Source organism: Pseudomonas sp. E1MeOHC2 (assembly GCF_058745025.1).
Window position 1 is genome coordinate 848,422 of sequence record NZ_CP196675.1, and the last position, 23,064, is coordinate 871,485.

Annotated in this window: 24 protein-coding genes; 13 read left to right on the forward strand and 11 right to left on the reverse strand. The window is 61.6% G+C overall.

Annotated features, from left to right (window positions below):
* Nucleotides 1-30: 30 nt before the first annotated feature.
* On the reverse strand, nucleotides 31-924 hold the full coding sequence (locus ACSSU5_RS03775) for a LysR family transcriptional regulator (RefSeq protein WP_264312099.1): 894 nt from the start codon (nucleotides 922-924) through the stop codon (nucleotides 31-33).
* A gap of 223 nt (nucleotides 925-1,147) precedes the next feature.
* On the opposite strand from ACSSU5_RS03775, the gene speB reads away from it, so the two are divergent.
* Nucleotides 1,148-2,098 carry an agmatinase gene (gene speB, locus ACSSU5_RS03780; protein WP_027593127.1) on the forward strand — a complete coding sequence of 317 codons (951 nt, stop codon included), beginning with the start codon at nucleotides 1,148-1,150 and terminating at the stop codon, nucleotides 2,096-2,098.
* A 156-nt stretch (nucleotides 2,099-2,254) separates the two neighbouring features.
* On the forward strand, nucleotides 2,255-3,634 hold the full coding sequence (locus ACSSU5_RS03785) for a sodium:solute symporter family protein (RefSeq protein WP_264312098.1): 1,380 nt from the start codon (nucleotides 2,255-2,257) through the stop codon (nucleotides 3,632-3,634).
* 77 nt (nucleotides 3,635-3,711) lie between these two features.
* On the opposite strand, the gene ACSSU5_RS03790 is transcribed toward ACSSU5_RS03785, so the two are convergent.
* Both ACSSU5_RS03790 and ptrR read right to left on the reverse strand, forming a co-directional pair.
* Complete coding sequence (locus ACSSU5_RS03790) at nucleotides 3,712-3,840, reverse strand: PA1414 family protein (RefSeq protein WP_256214945.1); 129 nt, start codon at nucleotides 3,838-3,840, stop codon at nucleotides 3,712-3,714.
* A 124-nt stretch (nucleotides 3,841-3,964) separates the two neighbouring features.
* Nucleotides 3,965-4,858 carry a putrescine utilization regulator PtrR gene (gene ptrR, locus ACSSU5_RS03795; RefSeq protein ID WP_264312097.1) on the reverse strand — a complete coding sequence of 298 codons (894 nt, stop codon included), beginning with the start codon at nucleotides 4,856-4,858 and terminating at the stop codon, nucleotides 3,965-3,967.
* A 106-nt stretch (nucleotides 4,859-4,964) separates the two neighbouring features.
* Here ptrR and ACSSU5_RS03800 point away from each other — a divergent pair, with 106 nt between their 5' ends.
* The gene (locus ACSSU5_RS03800; RefSeq protein ID WP_492560629.1) at nucleotides 4,965-6,146 is read left to right on the forward strand and encodes an MFS transporter; all 1,182 of its coding nucleotides are present in this window, start codon (nucleotides 4,965-4,967) and stop codon (nucleotides 6,144-6,146) included.
* 9 nt (nucleotides 6,147-6,155) lie between these two features.
* Here the strand turns inward: ACSSU5_RS03800 and ACSSU5_RS03805 are convergent, their stop codons facing one another.
* Together ACSSU5_RS03805 and ACSSU5_RS03810 are read right to left on the reverse strand one after the other, a co-directional pair.
* Nucleotides 6,156-7,082 (reverse strand): DMT family transporter, encoded by a 927-nt coding sequence (locus tag ACSSU5_RS03805; protein ID WP_264312095.1) that lies wholly within the window; start codon nucleotides 7,080-7,082, stop codon nucleotides 6,156-6,158.
* 106 nt (nucleotides 7,083-7,188) lie between these two features.
* Complete coding sequence (locus tag ACSSU5_RS03810; RefSeq protein WP_264312094.1) at nucleotides 7,189-7,584, reverse strand: transcriptional regulator; 396 nt, start codon at nucleotides 7,582-7,584, stop codon at nucleotides 7,189-7,191.
* Nucleotides 7,585-7,714: 130 nt separating this feature from the next.
* Here ACSSU5_RS03810 and ACSSU5_RS03815 point away from each other — a divergent pair, with 130 nt between their 5' ends.
* The 3 genes from ACSSU5_RS03815 to ACSSU5_RS03825 all read left to right on the forward strand — a co-directional run bounded on the left by ACSSU5_RS03815 (nucleotide 7,715) and on the right by ACSSU5_RS03825 (nucleotide 8,688).
* The gene (locus tag ACSSU5_RS03815; RefSeq protein ID WP_264312093.1) at nucleotides 7,715-8,017 is read left to right on the forward strand and encodes a type II toxin-antitoxin system RelE/ParE family toxin; all 303 of its coding nucleotides are present in this window, start codon (nucleotides 7,715-7,717) and stop codon (nucleotides 8,015-8,017) included.
* Nucleotides 8,010-8,303, forward strand: a complete 294-nt coding sequence (locus tag ACSSU5_RS03820; protein WP_027593133.1) for an addiction module antidote protein — start codon at nucleotides 8,010-8,012, stop codon at nucleotides 8,301-8,303. Before ACSSU5_RS03815 ends, ACSSU5_RS03820 begins: the two co-directional genes overlap by 8 nt.
* Before the next feature lie 112 nt (nucleotides 8,304-8,415).
* Nucleotides 8,416-8,688 carry a hypothetical protein gene (locus ACSSU5_RS03825; RefSeq protein ID WP_264312092.1) on the forward strand — a complete coding sequence of 91 codons (273 nt, stop codon included), beginning with the start codon at nucleotides 8,416-8,418 and terminating at the stop codon, nucleotides 8,686-8,688.
* Between the two features lie 56 nt (nucleotides 8,689-8,744).
* Here ACSSU5_RS03825 and ACSSU5_RS03830 read toward each other — a convergent pair whose 3' ends face one another.
* A complete protein-coding gene (locus ACSSU5_RS03830; RefSeq protein WP_492560630.1) occupies nucleotides 8,745-10,106 on the reverse strand; it encodes a DEAD/DEAH box helicase in 1,362 nt (453 codons plus the stop codon).
* A 104-nt stretch (nucleotides 10,107-10,210) separates the two neighbouring features.
* On the opposite strand from ACSSU5_RS03830, the gene ACSSU5_RS03835 reads away from it, so the two are divergent.
* On the forward strand, nucleotides 10,211-11,497 hold the full coding sequence (locus tag ACSSU5_RS03835) for a mechanosensitive ion channel family protein (RefSeq protein ID WP_492560631.1): 1,287 nt from the start codon (nucleotides 10,211-10,213) through the stop codon (nucleotides 11,495-11,497).
* Nucleotides 11,498-11,616: 119 nt separating this feature from the next.
* On the opposite strand, the gene ACSSU5_RS03840 is transcribed toward ACSSU5_RS03835, so the two are convergent.
* The 4 genes from ACSSU5_RS03840 to ACSSU5_RS03855 form a co-directional block, all read right to left on the reverse strand.
* Nucleotides 11,617-12,552: an AEC family transporter gene (locus tag ACSSU5_RS03840; protein WP_492560632.1), complete on the reverse strand. Its 936-nt coding sequence runs from the start codon at nucleotides 12,550-12,552 to the stop codon at nucleotides 11,617-11,619.
* 1 nt (nucleotide 12,553) lies between these two features.
* Nucleotides 12,554-13,429, reverse strand: a complete 876-nt coding sequence (locus tag ACSSU5_RS03845; protein WP_264312088.1) for a carboxylate/amino acid/amine transporter — start codon at nucleotides 13,427-13,429, stop codon at nucleotides 12,554-12,556.
* Nucleotides 13,430-13,631: 202 nt separating this feature from the next.
* A complete protein-coding gene (locus tag ACSSU5_RS03850) occupies nucleotides 13,632-14,231 on the reverse strand; it encodes an FMN-dependent NADH-azoreductase (RefSeq protein WP_492560633.1) in 600 nt (199 codons plus the stop codon).
* 107 nt (nucleotides 14,232-14,338) lie between these two features.
* A complete protein-coding gene (locus ACSSU5_RS03855; protein WP_492560634.1) occupies nucleotides 14,339-14,653 on the reverse strand; it encodes a 3-phosphoglycerate kinase in 315 nt (104 codons plus the stop codon).
* A 48-nt stretch (nucleotides 14,654-14,701) separates the two neighbouring features.
* On the opposite strand from ACSSU5_RS03855, the gene ACSSU5_RS03860 reads away from it, so the two are divergent.
* From ACSSU5_RS03860 to ACSSU5_RS03880, 5 genes are all read left to right on the forward strand, one after another.
* A complete protein-coding gene (locus ACSSU5_RS03860; RefSeq protein WP_264312085.1) occupies nucleotides 14,702-15,625 on the forward strand; it encodes a LysR family transcriptional regulator in 924 nt (307 codons plus the stop codon).
* A 13-nt stretch (nucleotides 15,626-15,638) separates the two neighbouring features.
* A complete protein-coding gene (locus ACSSU5_RS03865; protein ID WP_492560635.1) occupies nucleotides 15,639-16,451 on the forward strand; it encodes an alpha/beta fold hydrolase in 813 nt (270 codons plus the stop codon).
* The gene (locus ACSSU5_RS03870) at nucleotides 16,445-17,002 is read left to right on the forward strand and encodes a peptidylprolyl isomerase (RefSeq protein ID WP_264312083.1); all 558 of its coding nucleotides are present in this window, start codon (nucleotides 16,445-16,447) and stop codon (nucleotides 17,000-17,002) included. Before ACSSU5_RS03865 ends, ACSSU5_RS03870 begins: the two co-directional genes overlap by 7 nt.
* Nucleotides 17,003-17,064: 62 nt before the next feature.
* Nucleotides 17,065-18,897 (forward strand): ABC transporter ATP-binding protein, encoded by a 1,833-nt coding sequence (locus tag ACSSU5_RS03875; protein WP_264312082.1) that lies wholly within the window; start codon nucleotides 17,065-17,067, stop codon nucleotides 18,895-18,897.
* A gap of 244 nt (nucleotides 18,898-19,141) precedes the next feature.
* On the forward strand, nucleotides 19,142-20,077 hold the full coding sequence (locus ACSSU5_RS03880) for an IS110 family transposase (protein WP_264309399.1): 936 nt from the start codon (nucleotides 19,142-19,144) through the stop codon (nucleotides 20,075-20,077).
* Nucleotides 20,078-20,260: 183 nt separating this feature from the next.
* Here ACSSU5_RS03880 and ACSSU5_RS03885 read toward each other — a convergent pair whose 3' ends face one another.
* Complete coding sequence (locus ACSSU5_RS03885; protein ID WP_492560636.1) at nucleotides 20,261-21,388, reverse strand: GNAT family N-acetyltransferase; 1,128 nt, start codon at nucleotides 21,386-21,388, stop codon at nucleotides 20,261-20,263.
* A gap of 263 nt (nucleotides 21,389-21,651) precedes the next feature.
* Here ACSSU5_RS03885 and ACSSU5_RS03890 point away from each other — a divergent pair, with 263 nt between their 5' ends.
* Nucleotides 21,652-22,896, forward strand: a complete 1,245-nt coding sequence (locus tag ACSSU5_RS03890) for a putative porin (protein ID WP_027593146.1) — start codon at nucleotides 21,652-21,654, stop codon at nucleotides 22,894-22,896.
* The last annotated feature ends 168 nt before the right edge of the window (nucleotides 22,897-23,064 follow it).

Consider the following 23,064-nt stretch of genomic DNA (forward strand, 5'->3'; position numbering starts at 1 on the left):
TCCCGACGGAATGCATAAACCTGGTGTGCATCAGCCGACGTTGAGCTGACTTTTGAGCAAGTCGCGGAAGGTCTGAATCAAAGGCTCGCGGCTACGACCACGGCGAATGATCAGCGAAAATGGCGCCTGGTAACCGAAGGTCGACGGCGACAATACCCGTAAATCGCCCTTCTCCACCCACGCCTGGGCATAATGCTCTGGCAGGTAACCGATGTAGGCACCGGACAGTATCAGAATCAGCTGCGCCTCCATGCTCTCGACGGTCGCCGCGCTGTGCTTGAAGCCATGCCGGGCCAACTCTGCCTGGCTCCAGTAGCCGCGACCGACCATGCGCTGCTGAGTCACCACCTGCTCATGGATGCGCCGTTCGGCGAACAAGGGGTGGCGGCTGCTGCAATACAACCAGTGCTGCTCCCGGTACAGCGGTTGATAGACCAGGCCACTCATGCGCGAGGAAAACGCCCCAATGGCCAGGTCGAGGCGGTTGTCCTGTACACCCAGTTGCAGTTCGTAGGGGCTGGACACCGACAGGTGCAGGTGCACCGCCGGGTGCTCCTGGCTGTAAGCGCCGATGGCTTCGGCCAGCGGCAGTGCGCGATCACCCACGGTGGAGTCGATCACGCCCAGGTTAAGTGTGCCGCGCAGCTCGCCCTTGAGCGCCGCGGCATATTGCTCGAAGCCATCGAGCTCGGCCAGCAGGCGCAGGCTCTCCTGATGGAACAGCTCGCCCTTGCTGGTCAGGCTGAACCCCCCGCGCCCCCGGTGGCAAAGAACAATACCCAGCCCGCCTTCCAGCTGGCTCATGTAGGTGCTGATGGCCGACGTCGACAGGTTCAACTCGCGCTGGGCGTTGGCGAAGCCCTGGTGGCGCACCACGCTGACGAAGATGCGCAGGAGTTTCAGATCAGGCAGGGTCGAGGCCATGGTGCAACAATTCCACAACGGTAAATGCGTGAAGTCTAACCGGTTGCGGGGTATTAGTTCAGAAATTCCTGAAGTAAGTATTTGCCGGTAGCGATTCTTCCCGTGCACTACCTTGAGCAAACTCGGCCGAAATGTCCTGCCCGCCGGCACAACCAAAGCAAACAGGCGCGCCGCGGCACAGGTTCGAACAAACACAACAATCGACCGACTGATGAGGCCCACCGTGGACAAGACTCTCCACCAACCACTGGGCGGCAACGAAATGCCGCGTTTCGGCGGCATCGCCACCATGCTCCGCCTCCCCCACCTGCAAAGCGCCGCCGGCCTCGATGCCGCGTTCATCGGCGTGCCCCTGGACATCGGCACCTCGCTGCGCTCTGGCACCCGCTTCGGCCCACGGCAGATCCGCGCCGAATCGGTGATGATCCGCCCGTACAACATGGCCACCGGGGCCGCGCCTTTCGACTCGCTGTCGGTAGCCGACATCGGTGACGTGGCCATCAACACCTTCAACCTGCTCGACGCCGTGCGCATCATCGAAGAAGCCTACGATGAAATCGTCGAGCACAATGTCATCCCGATGACCCTGGGCGGCGATCACACCATCACCCTGCCGATCCTGCGTGCCCTGCACAAAAAGCACGGCAAGATCGGCCTGGTGCACATCGATGCCCACGCCGACGTCAACGATCACATGTTCGGCGAGAAGATCGCCCACGGCACCACCTTCCGCCGCGCCGTGGAAGAGGGCCTGCTCGACTGTGACCGCGTGGTGCAGATCGGCCTGCGCGCCCAGGGCTACACCGCCGACGACTTCAACTGGAGCCGTCGCCAGGGCTTTCGTGTAGTCCAGGCCGAAGAATGCTGGCACAAATCGCTGGAACCGCTGATGGCCGAAGTCCGAGAAAAGGTCGGCGGTGGCCCGGTGTACCTGTCGTTCGATATCGACGGCATCGACCCTGCCTGGGCGCCAGGCACCGGCACTCCTGAAATCGGGGGCTTGACCACGATCCAGGCGATGGAGATCATTCGCGGCTGTCACGGCCTGGACCTGATCGGCTGTGACCTTGTCGAAGTCTCCCCGCCTTACGACACCACCGGCAACACCTCGCTGCTCGGCGCCAACCTGCTGTTCGAAATGCTCTGCGTGCTGCCGGGCGTCGTGCGTCGCTGAAGTTGGCCACACCGCACGGCACCGCTTGATCGCTATACCCCGGCAGGAGCCATGAGGGAGGGCCACTGAGGCCCGTCAACACAAGACAAGACCGCCGGGTGGCGCTAAGCCCGCGCGGTCGATCTCGCCATAATAAAGATAATCGGGAGACTCCCAATGGCCTTGGACATCATTGTTGTAATGATCTATACCGCCGGCATGCTCGGCCTTGGCTGGTATGGCATGCGGCGTGCGAAAACCCACGAAGACTACCTGGTGGCCGGGCGCAACCTCGGCCCGACCCTGTACATGGGCACCATGGCCACCACCGTACTGGGCGGTGCGTCCACCGTCGGCACCGTGCGCCTGGGCTATGTCCACGGCATTTCTGGCTTCTGGCTGTGCGCAGCCCTGGGCCTGGGCATCATCGCCCTCAACCTGTTCCTCGCCAAACCCCTGCTGCGCCTGCGCATCTTTACCGTGACCCAGGTCCTGGAGCGGCGCTACAACCCCATGGCACGTCAGGCCAGCGCGGTGATCATGCTGGCTTACGCCCTGATGATCGGCGTCACCTCGACCCTGGCCATGGCAACGGTGCTGCAGGTATTGCTTGAGTTGCCGTTCTGGATGTCGCTGCTGCTCGGCGGTGGCGTGGTGGTGCTCTATTCGACCATCGGTGGCATGTGGTCGCTGACCCTGACCGACATCGTCCAGTTCGTTATCAAGACCGTCGGCCTGATGTTCATCTTGCTGCCAGTCTGCCTGTACAAAGCCGGCGGCTGGGACACCTTGGTGGCCAAACTGCCAGCGGCAAGCTTCCAACTGACCTCCATCGGTTGGGACACCATCATCACTTACTTCCTGATCTACTTCTTCGGCATCCTCATCGGCCAGGACATCTGGCAGCGGGTATTCACTGCCCGTGACGAGAAGGTCTGCCAACGTGCCGGTACCACTGCAGGTGTCTACTGCGTGGTGTACGGCCTGGCCTGCGCCATGATCGGCATGGCCGCGCACGTGCTGATGCCGGACTTGGCCAACCCGAACAATGCCTTTGCCGAGATGATCAAGAGCACCCTGCCCGATGGCATTCGCGGCCTGCTGATGGCGGCGGCCCTGGCAGCCATGATGTCCACCGCCAGCGCCGGCCTGCTGGCCGCGTCCACCACCCTGACCGAAGACCTGCTGCCCAAGCTGCGTGGCGGCAAGCAATCGAGCCTGGGCATCAGCCGCCTGTTCACCCTGCTCACGGGTCTGGTGGTACTGGGCATCGCCTTGGTGGTGAACGATGTGATCAACGCCTTGACCTTGGCCTACAACCTGCTGGTCGGCGGCATGCTGATCCCGTTGATCGGTGCGATCTTCTGGAAACGCGCCACCACCGCAGGTGCAATCGCCAGCATGTCGCTGGGCTTTGCTACCGCGCTGTTGTTCATGTTCAAGGATGGGCTGGAAGCCAACACGCCGATCTACTACAGCCTGGCGATCGGCCTGGTGAGCTTCGTGGGGGTCAGCCTGATGTCGCGTAAATCGGTGGCAGCGATGAAGCTGGCCTGATACCGCTACCCAAGACTGACGATCCGCAGCAACAAAAAGGCCGCCGCATCAGCAATGATGCGGCGGCCTTTGTCATGTCAGCGACGGCGCGGTTGGCGCTTGCGCTGCTCTTCATCAGTCGGGATCGGCACCGGCTGCAAGGGCGGTGGAATCAACCCCAGTGCGACAGCCAAGTCGTGGAGCCAGTTGAACAGTGGTTTCTTCATAGTGCCCCCTTGACGGGTCAGCCTCACGGTCAATCAATCCAGTGATGTTTCATACAGATCATAGCCCGATGTCCTGTATTACGCATGCATCTGTTCCTAGAGATAGGGGCCATTTTGACGCGGATCAAGGCGAAACGCCGCATTCCGACGACTGGTTTATCGTTTCGGTTTGTTGCAGATCGATCCACGCCTGCAAATTCGCCCCGCGCATGCCCTGGCGCCACATCAACCAGGTCACCGCCTGATCGAACGGCGCCTGCAGCCGATGAACCCGCACCCGGTCGCGCCCAGGCAGGCTGTCGAGCATGGACTGCGCCATCATGGCCACGCCCGCGCCTGCAATCACGCAGGCCAGCATGCTCTGGTAGGACTCGATCTCCATCACCCGCCCCATCGGCGTATGGGCGTGGGCATACCAGGCCTCAAGGCGCATCCGGTACGAGCAGCCCTGGCGGAAGGTGAACACGGCTTTGCCTGCCACATCTTTTGCCGTGTGCACGGGCGGGTGCTCGGGGCTGGTGATCAACACCAGCTGCTCTTCGCACAGCGGCACACCGTCCAGCCCGGCCAGGCTCGGCGGGCCGTCCACCAATGCCGCGTCCAGGCCATGGCTGAGCAAACCCTCGAACAACTCGCCACTGGGCGCTGCGCGCACCTGCAGGTTCACCGCCGGATACGCCTGGTGATAACGCGCCAGCAATGCAGGCAGGTGAGTGGCTGCGGTGCTGTACATGGTGCCCAGCACGAATTCCCCGGCCGGCTGGCCGCCCTGTATGGCTGCCACCGCCTCGTCACGCAGGGCAGACAGGCGATTGGCGTAGTCCAGCAACACCTTGCCCGCCGGCGACAATTGCAGGCGCTGGCGCTCGCGCAAAAACAGCTCCACGCCCAATTGCTCTTCGAGCTGGCGCAAGCGTGTCGACAGGTTCGACGGCACCCGATGCAGGCGCTCGGCGGCGCGGGTGACGGAACCTTCCTCGGCCACCGCCTGGAAGATGCGCAGCTGGCTGAACTCCATAACATTCTCCAAAACAGAACAACTTCCTCATCATTATTCAATTTTATTGAACATAAAAGCCCCCTAACCTGCCATCCATCGCCAACCAATCTGCAGGAGTGCTTCCATGTCGCCGCTGATACACCTGCTGGCCAGCGCCGTGGCGCTGATGATGGCCATGGGCATAGGTCGCTTCGCCCTTACCCCGCAACTGCCGCAGCTGATCGCTGAAGGCCAGTTTGACCTCACGGCCGCCGGACTGGTCGCGGCAGCCAACTACCTCGGTTACTTCCTGGGTGCGGTGGATGCCATGTTCGTTCGCAAACCTGCCCAGGTGCGTCTGCGCCTGCACGGCGGCCTGTGGCTGTGCGTACTGTTGACCCTGGCTTCATGGGCCGCCGATGGCTTCTGGCCCCACCTGCTGCTGCGCTTTGGCACAGGCGTGGCCAGCGCCTGGGTACTGGTGATGATCACCAGCCTCAGCCAGCACGTTGCCAGTGCACACAATCGCCAGCGCCTGGGTGCCCTGGTTTTCGCCGGCCCAGGCCTGGGTATCGCCGTTACGGGTCTGTTGGCCCTCGGTGCGCATGTGCTGGGGCTGGGTTCGGCAGCCCTGTGGCTGATTTATGCCAGCGCTGCGCTGATCATGCTGTTGGCGGTGGGGCGTTGGTTGCCACAGCCGCAGGCGCTAGCGATTGCCCCGGCGACTGTGCAGCAAGGCACAACGCGAAATGTCGGCATCGCTCGCCTTGGGCTGGTCTATGCGTTGTACGGCGTCGGTTACATTCTGCCGGCCACCTTCTTGTCACAGATGGCCAACCAGCAATTTCAGGGGCAATGGATGGCCGACCTGTTCTGGCCTGCCTTTGGTGTGGCAGCCGCGCTGGGCGTGCTGCTGGTGAGCGTGCGCCGAGCCGGCCGCACCTCTACCTGGCTGACTGCCACCCTGTGGCTGCAAGGGCTAGGCGTGCTGGCATGCCTGATGGGCGGTGGCCTTGGCCTGGCGTTGGGCGTGGTGCTTTGCGGTGCGCCGTTCCTGGCCTGCATGCAGCTGGTGATGCAGCGTTCGCGGGAGCTGGCGCCGCATGCGACGCAGCGTAATGCGGGGCTGCTCACGGCGTGCTTCGCACTCGGCCAACTGAGTGGGCCGTTGTTGGCGGCGGTCAGCAACCACTACACAGGGAGTTTACAGCCGGCTTTGCTGCTGGCAGCGAGTGGCTTGGCCGTAGCCGGGGGGCTGGTGCTGGCGGGAGGCCATGCCAACCCCAGCTGCCTGGCGCAAAACTCAGCTGATGCGCAATCGGTGTAGAGGCACTTGTTACCCCACCCATTTGCGCAGTTGCTGCTTCACCCAAGGCTCGGCGCTCACCAGGATCACCCCAAGCAGTACCATCACTGCCCCGAGTACGAAGTTCACGCTCAGAGGCTCATCCAGCAGCAGCACCCCGAACGTCACGCCGAACAGCGGCGTGATGAACGAGAACACCGCGAGGTTCGACGCCAAGTACTTGCGCAACAACCAGAACCAGGTCAGGTAGCTGACAAACGACACCACGATCCCTTGGAACAGCACACTGCCGACCGCCAACGGCGTCAGCGACACCGCGCCGATCTGGCCGCTGAGCAAGGCAATCAGCAGCAGCCCGGCAAAGCCGACGGCCAGCTGATAGAACAAGGTCAAGGTCGCCGGTGCTTCCGACAGCCGCGAACAGCGCACTACCACGGTCGTCGCGCCCCAGGCCAGCCCTGCCACAACGCCAAAGGCGTCGCCCAGCAAGGTGCGGCTGTCCATTTCTTCAAACGACATACCACCGGCAAACGCCGTGGCAATCCCACCGAAGGCCAGCAAGATTCCCAACCACTGCAACAGCCGCAGTCGCTCACTGGGCAGCATGAAGTGCAGGCCCAACGCCGTGAAAACGGGAGCGGTGTAGAGGAATACGGACATGTGCGCTGCCGACGTCAGCTTCAGCCCTTCGGCGATGAACAGGAATTCCACGCCAAACAGCCCACCCGCCAACAGCCCGGCACGCCAGGTGCTGCCCACCTGCTCCCAACCACCGCGCCAGCAGATCATCAGGCCCACCAACACGGCGGCGATGCAGTTACGCAAGGCAGCCTGCATCACCGGCGCGATGTCGACAGCGGCCGTCTTGATCAGCACCTGCTGGCAGCCCCAGATCAGGCACAACCCAAGCATGACCTGGAAAGCAAATGCGTCGGGGTTCTTCCGGGCCGCGCTCATGGGCGGGCCTTTCGGGTAGTCATTGGCATGGGCGTCAGCTCGGCAGTTTTCAGGAATTACCGATTATCGGGTTTCCATGCCCGCCCGTGCCACCCTCAAAACGACCTCAAGCAATCTGCGCCTTGGATGACACCTGTTCAAACGTCGCTTCATCCAGCGCATCGGCTTGTTCATCCAAAACCAGGCGTGGGTGCTCAAAGCCAGGAATGCTGCTGTCGATCAGGCTCAGCAGGCGTGATCCGCGTTCGCTGAGGACGAAGTTTTCACCGTTGCCGCCCTCTTCATCGGGCCGGCTCTCGATAAAGCCGCGCTCGAACAGCAGCTTTTCGTATTCGCAAGCGCGGGTCTTGAGGTGGTCCAGATCGCCTATCGGCTGGCCTTTGGCGGCCAGAGCCGCAGCGTGCTGCTCGGCATAGGGGCGTGGCGTGAAGCTGTGACCGGCGCTGTTCTGCACTTCATGCAGCAAGCGCTCGATCAAGTCCCAGTCGTAGGTGGTGCTCATGGCGGCAGGCTCCTGCTGTGGACGGAAGGGGTACACAGGTTGGGACCTGCCTGCGGCGAGTCGTGTTCAGAAAAAAACAGAAACCATTTGATGCGCTAGCCCAGTGTGATTTATAAACTACATTCACCCAATGAAGAAGATCGAATCCAGCAGTTTCAGACATTGGGTGCATGGGCTCCGGGACGAAATGGCGCGTATCCGGATCATTGCTCGTATCAACCGTTTGATGGAGGGCCTTCCTGGAGACGTCTCGGCAGTTGGCCACGGAGTGAGTGAACTCAGAGTTCACCATGGCCCGGGCTACCGGGTGTACTTTCACCAAGCGGGCGATACCTTAGTAATACTGCTTTGCGGCGGGGACAAGAGCAGCCAGCGGCGGGACATCAAAGCGGCTCACGAAATCCTGCGCTCCTGGAGGATGCAAAATGACTGAAACATTTTTTGAGTTCGATGCGGCCGATTACCTGACCACTCCGCAAGCCATTGCACAATTCATGTCCGATGCGCTGGAGACGGGTGACGCCAGCTACGTGGCCAAAGCCGTTGGCGTGGTGGCTCGTGCAAAAGGGATGAGCGATCTGGCGAAAGAAACTGGCTTGTCTCGTGAGCAACTTTACCGGTCGTTCAGCGAACACGGCAATCCGACCCTTAAATCGTTCCTCGCAGTCATGAAGGCGTTGGGCATAGACATGACGGCAAAACCTCACCTTGCACACTGACAACGTTGGTTGTATTGCGCCCGCGGGTTGCCGAGCCCGCCGGTCGTCGAGGCTGAACTTCAACGCATCCTCGGCCCTCCACCAGGCATCGCCAATACCGGAGGTATGAAGGATGAAACCGTCGCTGCAAATCATCGGTACCATTACCCTGTTCTGCGCCCTGCCCGCCTGGGCCTGCACGCCAGAAGAGGCCACTCAGAAGCGCGAAGAACTGGCCGGGCTGGTCAGCCAGCTGACCGAACAGAACCCGCAGAAGGCCAAGGAGATCAACGACGAGCTGCAGGGTATGGAGCTGGGGACGGCGAGCAAAGACCTACCGGACAAGTGCCAGTTGATCGATACGCGGATCAAGGAATTGAAAACAGCGGAGAAGAAAGCGGACTAACGTACAGGTGGTGAAGGCCCTATCGCCGGCAAGGCGACGACAGGGCTGCAACTGGCTTACTCAGCCGCAGGCGCGCGCTTTTTCAGCGGTGCCATGCCATCGGCGCTGGCCAGCGGTGCGTTGGCCCTTGGCTTGGCGGTCGGCTTGCGCTTGGCGCCAGCCTTCTTGTCACCCGACTTCTTCTCGACCTTTTTCTTCTTGGTACCGGCAGCCTTGCCCGAAGCCTTGACCTTTTTCGGCCCGTTGTAGGTGCCTTTCACTTCCTTGATCACCCGGCGCTCGAACTGCTGCTTGAGGTAGCGCTCGATGCTCGACATCAGGTTCCAGTCGTTGTGGGTGATCAGCGAGATCGCCAGGCCCTCGCCCCCCGCACGGCCGGTACGGCCAATACGGTGCACGTACTCGTCACCGCTGCGTGGCATGTCGAAGTTGATCACCAGGTCGAGGCCGTCGATATCCAGGCCACGGGCCGCAACGTCGGTGGCTACCAGCACCTTGGAGCTACCCTGCTTGAAACGGTCGATGGCCAGCTTGCGGTCTTTCTGGTCCTTTTCACCGTGCAGTACGAAGGCCTTCACGTCCTTGGCCACCAGGTGACCATAGATACGGTCGGCCAGGGCACGGGTGTTGGTGAAGATGATCGCCTTCTGGTAGGTCTCGTTTTCCAGCAACCACTGGACGATCTTTTCTTTGTGCTGGTCGTGGTCAGCCATGATGATCTGCTGACGGGTGCCTTCGGCCAGCTGCGAGACGCTGTTGAGCATCAGGTGCTCAGGGTCTTTCAACACCTTGCCAATGATGTCGCGTAACGCCGCGCCGCCTGTGGTGGCAGAGAACAGCAGGGTTTGCTCACGGTTCTCACACTCTTTGCACAGGCGCTCCATGTCTTCGGCAAAGCCCATGTCGAGCATGCGGTCGGCTTCGTCGAGGATCATTACCTGCACATGGGACAGGTCCAGGTTGCCGGCGTTGAGCTGCTCAAGCAGGCGACCTGGGGTGCCGATCAGCACGTCCGGCACCTTGCGCAGCATGGCGGCCTGTTCCTTGAAGTCTTCGCCGCCGGTCACCAGGCCCGACTTGATATAGGTGAACTGCGAGAACAGCTCCACCTGCTTCAGGGTTTGCTGGGCCAGCTCGCGAGTCGGCAGCAAGATCAGCGCGCGAATCTCGACGCGCCCGCCTTTCAGGTCGACCAGGCGGTTGAGCAGCGGCAGGACGAAGGCCGCCGTTTTGCCACTGCCGGTCTGCGCGGTCACACGCAGATCACGCCCTTGCAGGGCCAGGGGGATGGCCGCTGCCTGCACCGGGGTCGGCTCGACAAATTTAAGCTCGGCCACGGCTTTAAGCAGGCGTTCGTGCAGGGCGAATTGGGAAAACACGGAGGTAACCTCAGGCAAGTGCGGGAAATTCAGTTGCATAGGGTAACGTTTTCTGCCGCCATAGCCGAATTTCTTTTGGCAACTTTATCGGCATCCGCGCTCTAATGGCGCTTCGTTTGGCAATACAGACCGTTCACAAGCCCATGGATATCCAACGAATCTGGCGTGACTCCCTCGACCTCTGGGGCACCCTCGATCAACATCCCATGCTCCACGCCGCCATCGGCCTGGCCGTACTGCTGCTGATTTCGCTGGTGGTCGGCCGCCTGTCGCGCTTTCTGATGCTGCACGGCACCCGCCTGCTGGCTCGCCAACAGGCGCTGAAATGGCTGGATGACCTTCGCCACAACAAAGTCCTGCACCGGCTGGCCCAGACCACACCGTCGCTGGTGCTGCAGTTTGGCCTGAAACTGGTGCCGGAGCTGTCCGACACGGCCCAGCACTTCCTTGGCAACGTCGCCCTGGCCTTCACCCTGCTGTTCATGACCATGGCACTGTCCTGCCTGCTGGATGCCCTGCTCGACATTTACGCCCGCACCGAGCACGCCCGCACCCGCTCGATCAAGGGCTATGTGCAACTGGCCAAGATGATGTTGTGGATTTTCGCCTCCATCGTCATCGTCGCCACCCTGATCGACCGCTCGCCGTTGCTGCTGCTGTCGGGCCTGGGTGCAATGTCGGCGGTACTGCTGTTGGTCTACAAGGACACCTTGCTGTCATTCGTGGCCAGCGTGCAACTGACCAGCAACGACATGCTGCATGTGGGCGACTGGATCGAAATGCCCCAGGTGGGCGCCGATGGTGATGTGGTGGACATCACCTTGCACACGGTGAAAGTACAGAACTTCGACAAGACCATCGTCTCGATCCCGACCTGGCGCTTGATGAGCGAATCGTTCCGCAACTACCGCGGCATGCAGCAGTCGGGCGGCCGGCGCATCAAGCGCAGCCTGTTCATCGACGCGGCGGGTGTGCGTTTTCTGACCCGCGAAGAGGAACAACGCCTGACCCAGGTGCGCCTGCTCGGTGACTACCTGGCCAGCAAGCGCCAGGAGCTGCAGAACTGGAACGAAGCGCTGGGGCCGGTGGCCGAGCTGTCCGCCAACCGCCGCAAGCTGACTAATATCGGCACCTTCCGCGCGTTTGCTTTGGCCTACCTGAAGAACCACCCCAATGTGCACCAGGGCATGACGTGCATGGTCCGGCAGATGCAGACCACCGCCGAAGGGGTGCCGCTGGAGATCTACTGCTTCACCACGACCACGGTGTGGGCGGAGTACGAGCGGATCCAGGGCGATATCTTCGATTATCTGCTGGCGGTGTTGCCGGAGTTTGGCTTGAGCTTGTATCAGCAGCCGAGTGGCAATGACATGCGGGTGGGGTTGGCGGGGCGAGTGCCGCACCGCTTGGAAGAATTGAGCGAGGCTTGAGATTGCTGGGGCCGCTTTGCGGCCCATTCGCGGGGCAAGCCCGCTCCCACAGGTACAGCGCTGCCTCAGGATAAGCGGTGAACCTGTGGGAGCGGGCAAGCCCGCGAAGAGGCTCTCAACTACCCCGCATAACCCAGCAGGTACAACAACCCGGTCAAGGTCAGCAGCGAAGCCACCGTGGAAAACAGGATCGTCCGCGAAATCAGCCCCGCCTCGCGGTTGTAATACTCAGCCAGCATGAACGGCCCGGTCCCCGTTGGCAGCGCCGCCAGCAATACCGCCGACGCCGCCCACATGGTCGGCAGGCTGAACACCTTGAACGCCAGCACCCAGGTCAACGCCGGTTGCCCGACCAGTTTCAGCCCCACCAGTGGCCACGGGCTAGCCTGCCCCGTGCCCCGCTTCTCGGCCAGGAACGCCCCCAGAGAAATCAGCGCACAGGGGGTGGTCGCCAGGGCCAGCATGTCGAGAAAATGCATCACCGGCTCTGCCAATCCCAAACCAGACAAGGCCCAGGCAGCCCCCACCAGCGGCGAAATAACCAGCGGATTCTTCGCCAGCGCCTTGCACACGACCCGCATGGCGCGACCGATCTGCCGCTCCTCCTGCAGGCCGATTTCGATCAGCGTCAGCGAAAGTGCAAACACCAGGCAGACCACGATCAGCGACGAAATCAGCGCCGGCTGCAGCCCAGGCTCGCCAAACAGCAGCACGCACAGCGGGATCCCGATGTACCCGGTATTGGCATAACCGGCGCTGAGCCCATCGATACTCGCCGCAGCCAGGCCATGGCCGCTGTAAAGGCGCCACCCCAGGGTGATCACGAACATCGCCAGCGCCCCGGCACCAAACGCCACGATGAAGCCTGGGTGCCAGATCTCGCTCCAGGTCGCCGTGGCGGTCACTTTGAACAGCAAGGCCGGCAGGCAGAGCCAGACCACCATCTTGTTGATTTCGGCTGCAGCCTTGTCACCGAGCTTATTGGCGCGACGACACAGGTAGCCCACCAGGATGAGGGCAAAGATCGGCGCGACGATGACGAAGATGGTATGCATGTCAGGCCTTGCGAGTCAGCGCTGCTTCCGTTCGGCTGCCCAATCGGCTCATCCACACCGACGCCAGAATCACCGCCCCGCCGATGAGCAGCCGCCCCAGTGGCTCGTGCTGGTTCCAGATCAACAGGTTGAGCAACAGCCCCACCGGCACATGCAGGTTGTTCATCACCGCCAGCGTCGCCCCGGACACCAGGCATGCGCCCTTGTTCCACCAGTACAGGCCCAGCGCGGTCGGGCACAGCCCGAGGAACAGCAACACCAGCCATTGCACGTCGGTGCTCGGCAGGTGCTGGGCATTGCCGAACAGCACAAATGCCGGCAACACGACGATCAAGGCCCCCAGGTAGAAGTAGCCGAAACGCTTGTAGTGCGGCAGGTCGCTGGGGTTTCGGGCGATCAGGTGACGGTACAGCACCTGGCCGGCCGCGTAGGTGAAGTTGGCCAGCTGCAGCAACAGGAAGCCCATGAAAAATTCGCCGCTGATGCTGTCGAAGCGGATCACCGCGGCACCCGCCACGGCCACCAGCGCCGCCAGCAACGCCCAAGGGTTGAAACGCCGGTTCAAGGCATCTTCGATCAGGGTGACGTGCAACGGCGTGAGGATGGTGAACAACAGCACTTCCGGCACGGTGAGCACGCGAAAGCTCAGGTACAGGCAGACATAGGTGATGCCGTACTGCAGCGCGCCAATCAGCAGCATCGAACGTATGAAACGCGGCTCGACCTGGCGCCAGCGGGTCAGCGGCAGAAACACCAGGCCCGCCAGCAGCACCCGGGCGAGCACGGCAAAGTAACTGTCGACGTGCCCGGCCAGGTACTCGCCGATCAAGCTGAAGGAAAACGCCTGGATCAGCGCGACGATAATCAGGTAGCCCATGGTTGCCTCTCGTGGATCAAGGCGGCGACCTTAGCGGGTTGCGGCGCGTCAGTTCAACCATGAGAAGTGTGGGGGCTGTGCCCGCGAAGAGGCCGGCACAAGCAACCGAGAAATCCCAGGCATAAAAAAGCCCGGCCATCAGGCCGGGCAGGTACACCCAAAGGAGCAAAAACAGGTGTCAGGGTTGGGAATTCGTTGACGCTCAGGCCACCGCAGCCAGTTTGGCCTTGGCCTGGTTGATGCCCTTCTCATGGAAGTCGCCGCTCATGTTCAGGCCCTCGGCATGGATGAAGTTCACATCGTGAATGCCGATGAAGGCCATCACCTGGCGCAGGTACGGTTCCTGATGGTCGCTGGTGGCACCGGCATGAATGCCGCCGCGGGCGGTCAGGACGATGGCGCGCTTGCCGGTCAGCAGGCCTTGTGGGCCGGTCGGGGTGTACTTGAAAGTGATACCGGCGCGCAGCACGTGGTCCAGCCAGGCCTTGAGGGTGCTGGGGATGGTGAAGTTGTACATCGGTGCTGCCATCACCAGCACGTCGGCCGCCAGCAGTTCATCGGTGAGTTCATTGGAGCGGGCCAGCGCTTCCCGTTCGGCAGCGCTGCGCTGCTCTTCGGGCTTCATCCAGCCACCGAGCAGGTTGGCATCCAGGTGGGGCACCGGGGTCAAGGCCAGGTCACGTACGTTGATCTGATCGGCCGGATGCGCCGCCTGCCATTGCTGGATGAAGTCGCGGGTCAGTTGACGGGAAACGGAATCCTGCTGGCGGGCGCTGCTTTCGATGATCAGTACGCGGGACATGGGTGCCTCCATCGGCAAAAAGGGTGCGATTCGATGGAGGTGAGATTAAGGCTTGACCTATCGATAAAAAAGCGTAAAAAGTGGGTTTAATCAATCGATTAATCAGTTTATTCCACTGAGCAGTTCACGCCGATCCGCAATTTGATGATCTGGCGATTGAACTTGGCGGTGACATCGACGCTTTTACCGGCCGGTACGTTCACCCGGCGCACCCGCGGCGCTTCCGGGCCGTTGCGGAACGTCACCTTGCAGGCCGCCGGCACTTGCCCGTAGTTGTTGAGGGTGATGGCGCCAATATCGTAGGCAGTGTCGTAGGCGGTGTAGTCGAGCTTGACCCCGTCAAGTTGCTTCTCCACATCGATGGGATAAGCCATGGCCCCGAGGGGCAGGCACATCAGTATTGCCGCACAACATTTCTTCATGGGGCGCTCTCCTTGGAAGAGCGCAGCTTAGGACAACAGGAGCGAAAGATGAAAGCGCCGCGCGTAACCCTTGATCAGTGGCGAACGCTGCAAGCAGTGGTCGACCACGGCGGGTTTGCCCAGGCCGCCGAGGCGCTGCACCGTTCGCAGTCGTCGGTCAGCTACACCGTCGCCCGCATGCAAGAGCAGCTCGGTGTTCCGTTGCTGCGTATCGATGGCCGCAAGGCGGTGCTCACCGAGGCGGGCAACGTGCTGCTGCGCCGTTCGCGCCACCTGGTCAAGCAGGCCAGCCAGCTCGAAGACCTTGCCCATCACATGGAACAAGGCTGGGAAGCCGAGGTGCGCGTGGTGGTCGACGCCGCCTACCCCAGCGCCCGGCTGGTCCGTGCCTTGAGTGCGTTCATGCCGCAGAGCCGTGGCTGCCGGGTACGTCTGCGCGAAGAGGTGCTGTCTGGCGTCGAGGAAGTGCTGCGCGAAGGCATCGCCGACCTGGCCATCAGCAGCTACAGCATCGGCGGCTACCTGGGTGCCGAACTGAGCGCAGTGGAATTCATCGCCGTTGCCCACCCCGAACACAGCCTGCACCGCCTGGGCCGGGAAATCACCTTCCAGGACCTGGAAAGCCAGCTACAGGTGGTGATCCGCGATTCCGGGCGCGCGCAGCCACTGGATGTCGGTTGGCTGGGTGCCGAGCAGCGCTGGACGGTCGGTAGCCTGGGCACCGCCACCACCTTCGTCAGCAGTGGCCTGGGCTTTGCCTGGCTGCCCCAGCACATGATCGAACGCGAACTGCGTGAAGGTGTGCTCAAGCCGTTGCCGCTGGATCAGGGTGGCAGCCGCCATCCACTGTTCTACCTTTATTCGAGCAAAGAGAAGACCCTGGGCCCGGCTACGCAGATTCTCATCGACCTGCTGCGCAACTTCGACACCGCGCCTCTGGACGTGCCCTTCGCAGCCCCCCCACAAGCCTGAGAGGACCGCGCCCTTGGCCTATTTCGAACACGAAGGATGCTTACTGCATTACGAGGAATATGGCCAGGGCGAGCCCTTGGTGCTGCTGCATGGCCTGGGTTCCAGTAGCCAGGACTGGGAGCTGCAGGTACCGTTGCTGAGCCGCCATTACCGGGTGATCCTCATGGACAACCGCGGCCACGGCCGCTCCGACAAGCCCCGCGACGGTTACCAGATCGCCACCTTCAGCGAAGACCTGTTGGCCCTGCTTGAACACCTGCAGTGCGGCCCCGTGCACTTCGTCGGCCTGTCGATGGGGGGTATGGTCGGGTTCCAGTTCGCTGTCGACCATCCGCAGTGGCTGCGCAGCCTGTGCATTGTCAACAGCGCACCCGAGGTCAAGCGCCGCACCCGCAGCGACTGGATCTGGTGGGCCAAGCGCTGGGGCCTGGCACGCCTGCTCAGCGTCGAGACCGTTGGCAAAGGCCTGGCCGAACGCCTGTTCCCCAAACCCGGGCAAGCCGACCTGCGCCAGAAGATGGCCCAGCGCTGGGCGCGCAACGACAAGCGCGCCTACCTCAAGAGCTTCGACGCCATCGTCGATTGGGGCGTGCAGGAACGCATCGGGCAGATTCACTGTCCCACCCTGGTGATCGCCGCCGACCACGATTACACGCCGATACAACTGAAAGAGCGCTACGTCGCCCTGATGCCCCAGGCCAGGCTGGTAGTCATCGACGATTCCCGGCACGCTACGCCCCTCGATCAACCCGAGGTCTTCAACCAGACCCTGCTGCAGTTCCTTGCAGCCGCCTCCACCTCTCAAGGATCTTTGAGCCCATGCTGAAAAAACTCCTGCTCACCGCCTGCTCGGTCGCCTTCGCCACCAGCGTCATGGCCTCCGACAAGACCCCCCACGTGTTGCTGGACACCAGCTTCGGTCAGGTCGAAATCGAGTTGAATGCCGAGAAGGCGCCGATCAGTACCAAGAACTTCCTCCAGTACGTCGACAGCGGCTTCTACAACAACACCGTCTTCCACCGCGTGATCCCGGGCTTCATGGTCCAGGGCGGCGGTTTTACCGACCAGATGGTGCAGAAGAACACCCAGGATCCGATCCGTAACGAAGCCGGCAACGGCCTGCTGAACACCCGCGGCACCCTGTCCATGGCCCGCACCTCGGACCCGAACTCGGCCACCAGCCAGTTCTTCATCAACGTGGCCGACAACGACTTCCTCAACCCAGGCCGTGACCGTGGCTATGCCGTGTTCGGCAAGGTGACCAAAGGTATGGAAGTGGTCGACCAGATCGTCAACTCACCGACCACCATGAAAAAAGGCATGCGCGACGTGCCGGCCGATCCGGTCTATATCAAGTCCGCCAAACGTATCGACTGAATGCAGGTTTCACAGGGACGTGAACCCGCCTGAAGGCCGGACCAACAGGAGTGTTGTCACCCATGCTGTACCGCCGTTTCGAACGACTGATCGACATTTTCCGTGAGGCGCCGAGCGAGGCACCACCGAGCACGGTGTGGCCGTTCTACCTGTACTACCTGCGCCAGGTGTGGCCAAGCTTTGCTGCCCTGCTGGTGGTCGGCCTGATCGCTTCGTTGATCGAAGTGGCGATGTTCAGCTACCTGAGCCGCATCATCGACCTGGCCCAGGGCACGCCCAATGCCAGTTTCTTCAGCGAGCACAGCGGTGAGCTGATCTGGATGCTGGTGGTGATTCTGCTGCTGCGCCCGCTGTTCTTCGGCCTGCACGACCTGCTGGTGCACCAGACCATCAACCCAGGCATGACCAGCATGATCCGCTGGCAAAACCACAGCTATGTGCTCAAGCAAAGCCTGAACTTCTTCCAGAGCGATTTTGCCGGGCGCATTGCCCAGCGCATCATGCAGACCGGCAACTCGCTACGCGATTCGGCGGTCCAGGCGGTGGACGCACTGTGGCACGTGCTGATCTACGCCGTCAGCTCGCTGGTGCTGTTCGCCGAGGCCGACTGGCGCCTGATGCTGCCGCTGCTGGCCTGGATCGCCTGCTACATCGCCGCGCTGTTCTACTTCGTGCCCAGGGTGAAGGCGCGCTCGGTGATTTCATCCGATGCACGCTCCAAGCTGATGGGGCGCATCGTCGACGGCTACACCAACATTGCCACCCTCAAGCTGTTCGCCCACACCGACTACGAGCAGCAGTATGCCCGTGAGGCGATCCGCGAACAGACCGAGAAGACCCAACTGGCCTCGCGGGTGATCACCAGCATGGACGTGGTCATCACCACCCTCAACGGCTTGCTGGTGGTCGGCACCACGGGCCTTGCGCTGTGGTTGTGGAGCCAATCGCTGATCTCCGTGGGGGCAATTGCCCTGACCACCGGCCTGGTAATTCGCATCGTCAACATGTCGGGCTGGATCATGTGGGTGGTCAACGGCATCTTCGAGAACATCGGCATGGTCCAGGACGGCCTGCAGACCATCGCCCAACCGGTCACCGTCACCGACAAGCCCAATGCGCCTGCGCTGAAGGTGAGCCGTGGCGCGGTGCATTTCGACGATGTGGACTTCCATTACGGCAAGGCCAGCAACGTGATCGAGGGGCTCAACCTGGACATACGGCCGGGTGAGAAGATTGGCTTGATCGGCCCCTCTGGCGCGGGTAAATCGACCCTGGTGAACCTGCTGCTGCGTCTGTATGACGTGCAGGGTGGGCGCATTCTCATCGATGGCCAGGACATCGCCGAGGTGAGCCAGGCCAGCCTGCGTGCGCAGATCGGCATGATCACCCAGGACACGTCGCTGTTGCACCGCTCGATCCGTGACAACCTGCTGTACGGCCGTCCCGAGGCCAGCGAAGCGGCACTGCTCGAAGCGGTACGCCGTGCCCGCGCCGACGAGTTCATACCGCAGTTGACGGACGCCCAGGGGCGTACCGGGTTCGATGCCCATGTGGGCGAGCGTGGGGTCAAGCTGTCTGGCGGCCAGCGTCAACGTATCGCGATTGCCCGGGTGCTGCTGAAGAATGCACCGATCCTGATCATGGACGAGGCCACCTCCGCGCTGGACTCGGAGGTCGAGGCGGCGATCCAGGAAAGCCTGGAAACCCTGATGCAGGGCAAGACGGTGATTGCCATCGCTCACCGGCTTTCGACCATTGCGCGGATGGACCGGCTGGTGGTGCTGGACAAGGGGCATATTGTCGAGAGTGGCAGCCACAGTGAGTTGCTGGCGCAGCAGGGGTTGTATGCGCGGTTGTGGCATCACCAGACCGGGGGGTTTGTCGGGGTGGATTGAACTGTACCGGCCTCTTCGCGGGCAAGCCCGCTTGTGTCTTGGAGAGGGAATAGAATCTGAAGTGAGAGCGGTGAATGGCAAGCTGATAGCCCGAGGTGCCCAGAGCACGTGTGGGAGCAAAAGCTGCCATTCACCGTTCCACTTTGGCGAGAGCCCGAACAGTTGGATGAGGGGCGTAATCTCGAATCACAAGCGTGGGCCAAGCCAAAGCGCTCTCACTCCTTGAGTTTAAGAGGGTTTGGCCATGTCTTCCTCTGTCGGCATCGATGTTTCCAGTGCCACACTTGCTGTTCACATCCGCCCTGAGGGGGTGAACTTCAGTGTTTCCAATGACTTGAAGGGATTCCAACTGCTCGTCGAAAAGCTTGGCGGGTATGCAGTTTCAATGGTCTTGCTCGAAGCTACCGGTGGCTACGAGTGCAATGTCCTCAAAGCGCTGCAGGATGCCGATTTTCCGGTTTGCCGGATCAATCCCAGTCGTGCCCGGGACTTTGCCAAGTCGATGGGTAAACGCGCCAAGACCGATCCCATTGACGCAGCGGTTTTGGCTCACCTGGCTGAAGTTATGCCCCCACGGCCTTGCCAGGTGATGACACCCGAGCGGGCCTTGCTGCGCGAACTGCTTATGCAGCGGGATCGCTTCGTCCAACAGCGCGACGATGACAAGCGGCGCCTGAAGCAGGCGCGGGCTCCCAGTGTTTGTTTGCGGTTGGAACAACACATCGCCTATCTGAAGGGTGAAATTCGAGCGCTGGAACAAGAGATCGCACAGCAGGCAGCAGCTTTGCCTGATGACCGGGTTAAACAGCTCACTCAAGTCAAAGGAATTGGTCTGATTACTGCCGGAAAGCTGATGGCCTTGCTGCCAGAGCTGGGCCAGGTGGATAAGAAGGAAATTGCCGCCTTGGTCGGTGTTGCGCCGTTCAACCAGGACAGCGGCAAGCAGTCGGGCAAGCGTTCAATCTGGGGGGGGCGCTCACAAGTCAGGCGGGCGCTCTATATGGCCTGCTGGGTGGTGATACGGCACAACAAGGACTTCTGCGAGCGCTACAAAGCACTGCGAGCCCAAGGGAAGTGCGCGAAAGTATCGGTGGTGGCGTGTATGCGAGTATTGATAGTGAGGCTAAATGCGATGCTCAAGACCGGAACGCCCTGGAAGGAGCAAATAGCTCATTCGTAGGAGCAAGCCTTGCTGGCGATGCCCGGCACAGCCGGGCCTGGGGCGCTACGCGCCCCATCGCCGGCAAGGCCAGCTTCCACAAGAAGACAGTTGCTCCCACAAGTGCATCACTGTGTTGAGGGCAGTGATACACCTGTGGGAGCGGGCTTGCCCGCGAAGAGGCCGGGGCAAGCGACATAAAATTCAATCCCTGCGGTAAGGCAACATCCCCCGCGCCTCTTCGGCATACCCCTGCACCCCTTCGCGCTCCTGCAACAAAAACCCTTCCACCGCCCGCCGCAACCCCGGATGCAGCAGGTAGTGCCACGACCGCGTCAGCACCGGCTCAAACCCGCGTATCAGCTTGTGCTCGCCCTGAGCCCCCGCATCGAACCGCTGCAGGCCCTCAGCAATGGCAAAGTCCATGCCTTGATAAAAACACGTCTCGAAATGCAGCCGGTCGAACTCATCCAGGCATCCCCAGTAACGGCCATACAAGCTGTCACCACCCACCAGGCTCAGGGCCATGGCCACCTCACGCCCACCTTGCCTGGCCATGACCACCCGCAGCGCCTCGGGCATGCGCTCGGCCAGCAGGCTGAAGAATTCACGGGTCAGGTACGGGGCACGCCGGCGTACGGCATAGGTGTTGGCATAGCACAGGTAGACGAAGTCCCACTGCGCCTCATCCAGCTCATCCCCCCGATACCACTGGAAGTCGATGCCCTGCCCGGCCACCTGCTCACGTTCCTTGCGCATCTGCTTGCGCTTGCGCGAGCTGAGCGTGTCGAGAAAGTCCTGGAAGTCCCGATAGCCTCGGTTACGCCAGTGAAACTGGCAGCCAAGCCGCTCCATCCAGCCTGGCAAACTGGCCATCTGCTGGTCCAGTGCCGGGTCGGTGAAGTTGATGTGCGCCCCGGAGAGCCCGCCCTTGCCCAGGTACTCGGGCAGCGCTTGCAACACCAGCAGGCCGTCGGCGGGGTCAGCCGCAAACAGGCGCGGGCCGCTGACCGGGCTGAATGGCACCGCACCGAGCAACTTGGGGTAGTAGGCGATGCCTGCCCGTTCACACGCATCGGCCCAGCCGTGGTCGAACACGTACTCGCCAAACGAATGCCACTTGCGGTAGGCCGGCAGCACCGCGCGTACCTGCCCTTCGCGCTCCAGCACCAGGTGCTCGGCAGCCCAGCCGGTCGCGGGGGCAACACTGGCGCTGTCCTCCAGGGCGGTGAGAAAGGCGTGGCGCAGAAACGGCTGGCCAGCCGGTACCAGGGCATCCCAGGTAGACGCCGGAAGATCACGCAGATGAGCAAGGCTGTACAGGCTGGTCACGGTTTCGACTCGCTGTCTTGAGGCCCTCAGTATCCCGGAAGAATGGCCCATCACTCAAATGACGATCACCCGACCCTTGCGTTTATTCCCGATGACTTAACAACAGTGCCACCAATCAGACATTAATCTGTCATTCCCCCCCGCAATACTTGCGCCTGTTTTCCGGAACCCTAGAACCTGTCTATTCAGGCCCTTTCCGAAGACATGCCAACACAGGGGCGGGCGCTGAGCCTCCCCTCATTTTTTCAAGTAGGGAGAACCTTATGCGTCTTGTTTCCACACTTACCGGAGTGAGCCTCACCGGCATGATGCTGGCTCTGAGTACTCCGGCCAGTGCTGCTGTCGACGCCAAGCTGCTCGAAATGCTCCGCGCCAATGGCTCGATCAACCAGGCGCAGTACAACGAACTGCAAGGCGATCTGGCAAAAGAGACCAAGGAAAAGGCCGACCAGAAAGCGCAGTCCGAACGTATGAGTTCCTTTGAACAAAAAGTGGCATGGGCCGCCAAGACCCAGATCAAGGGTGATGTGCGCCTGCGTTACGAAGACGTCAACGTTGACGACCCGAACAGCAGCAGCGGCAACCAGGACCGCCAGCGCGTCCGTGCCCGTGTCGGCTTCTACAGTGAGATCAACCCGCAAGTCGATGCTGGCGTGCGTATCGCCACCGGCAGCAGCGCCGACCGCCGTTCGACCAACCAGAGCTTCGACAACTACTTCGACAAGAAATCGCTGTGGGTCGACCTTGCCTACCTCGACTGGCACCCGACCGCAGTGCCGAACCTGCACCTGATCGGTGGCAAGATGCCACAGCCGTGGGTGAGCATGGGCGACATCATCTGGGACAGCGACATCAACCCCGAAGGCGTGGCCGCGACCTACAAGGCTGACCTGGGCGGCGCCGAAGTGTTCGCCAGTGCCGGTCAGTACACCCTCAAGGACAACGTCGACGGCGACGGCGTGCAGTATAAGCACGATGCTCAGGTCTACCACGGCCAGCTGGGTGCCAAGTTCGCCCCTGCCGACGTGTTGAAGGTTACCGTGGGTGCGAGCATCTACGGCTACGACAATGACAAGGAAGCAGCCATTCTGCAGTCGTTCGGCAACACCACCAATGAGTTCAACCTGGTGGAAGGCTTCGGTCAACTCGACTTCACTGGCTTCGCCATTCCGCTGTCGGCCTACGGCCAATACGTGAAAAACACCGAGAGCACCGACGGTGAAGACCAGGCCTGGCTGGCCGGCCTGAAAACCAAGGTCGGCGCTTGGAGCCTGGACTACAACTATCGCGATGTTCAGCGTAACGCCGTCGTCAGCCTGTTCACCGACTCGGACTTCGGCAACGGCTTTACCGGTTCTCGCGGTCACAAGTTCAAGGTCGGTTACGAGATCGACAAGAACTTCTCGCTGGGCGCTGCCTACCTCATGGCCAAGACCGATCTGTCGCAGCTGCCGAACAGCAATGCTGACGTAGACACGCTGCAGGTAGACCTGGAAGCCAAGTTCTAAGCAAACGCTTCACCGCTTCACTCAAGGCGGGAAATGCCGACCCCATCCGGTATTTCCTGCCTTTTTTTGCCTGCCAGAAATGCGCCGGCCTTTTCGCGGGCAAGCCCGCTCCCACAGGTGCAGCACAGTCTTCGAAATCTGTGATGCACCTGTGGGAGCGGGCTTGCC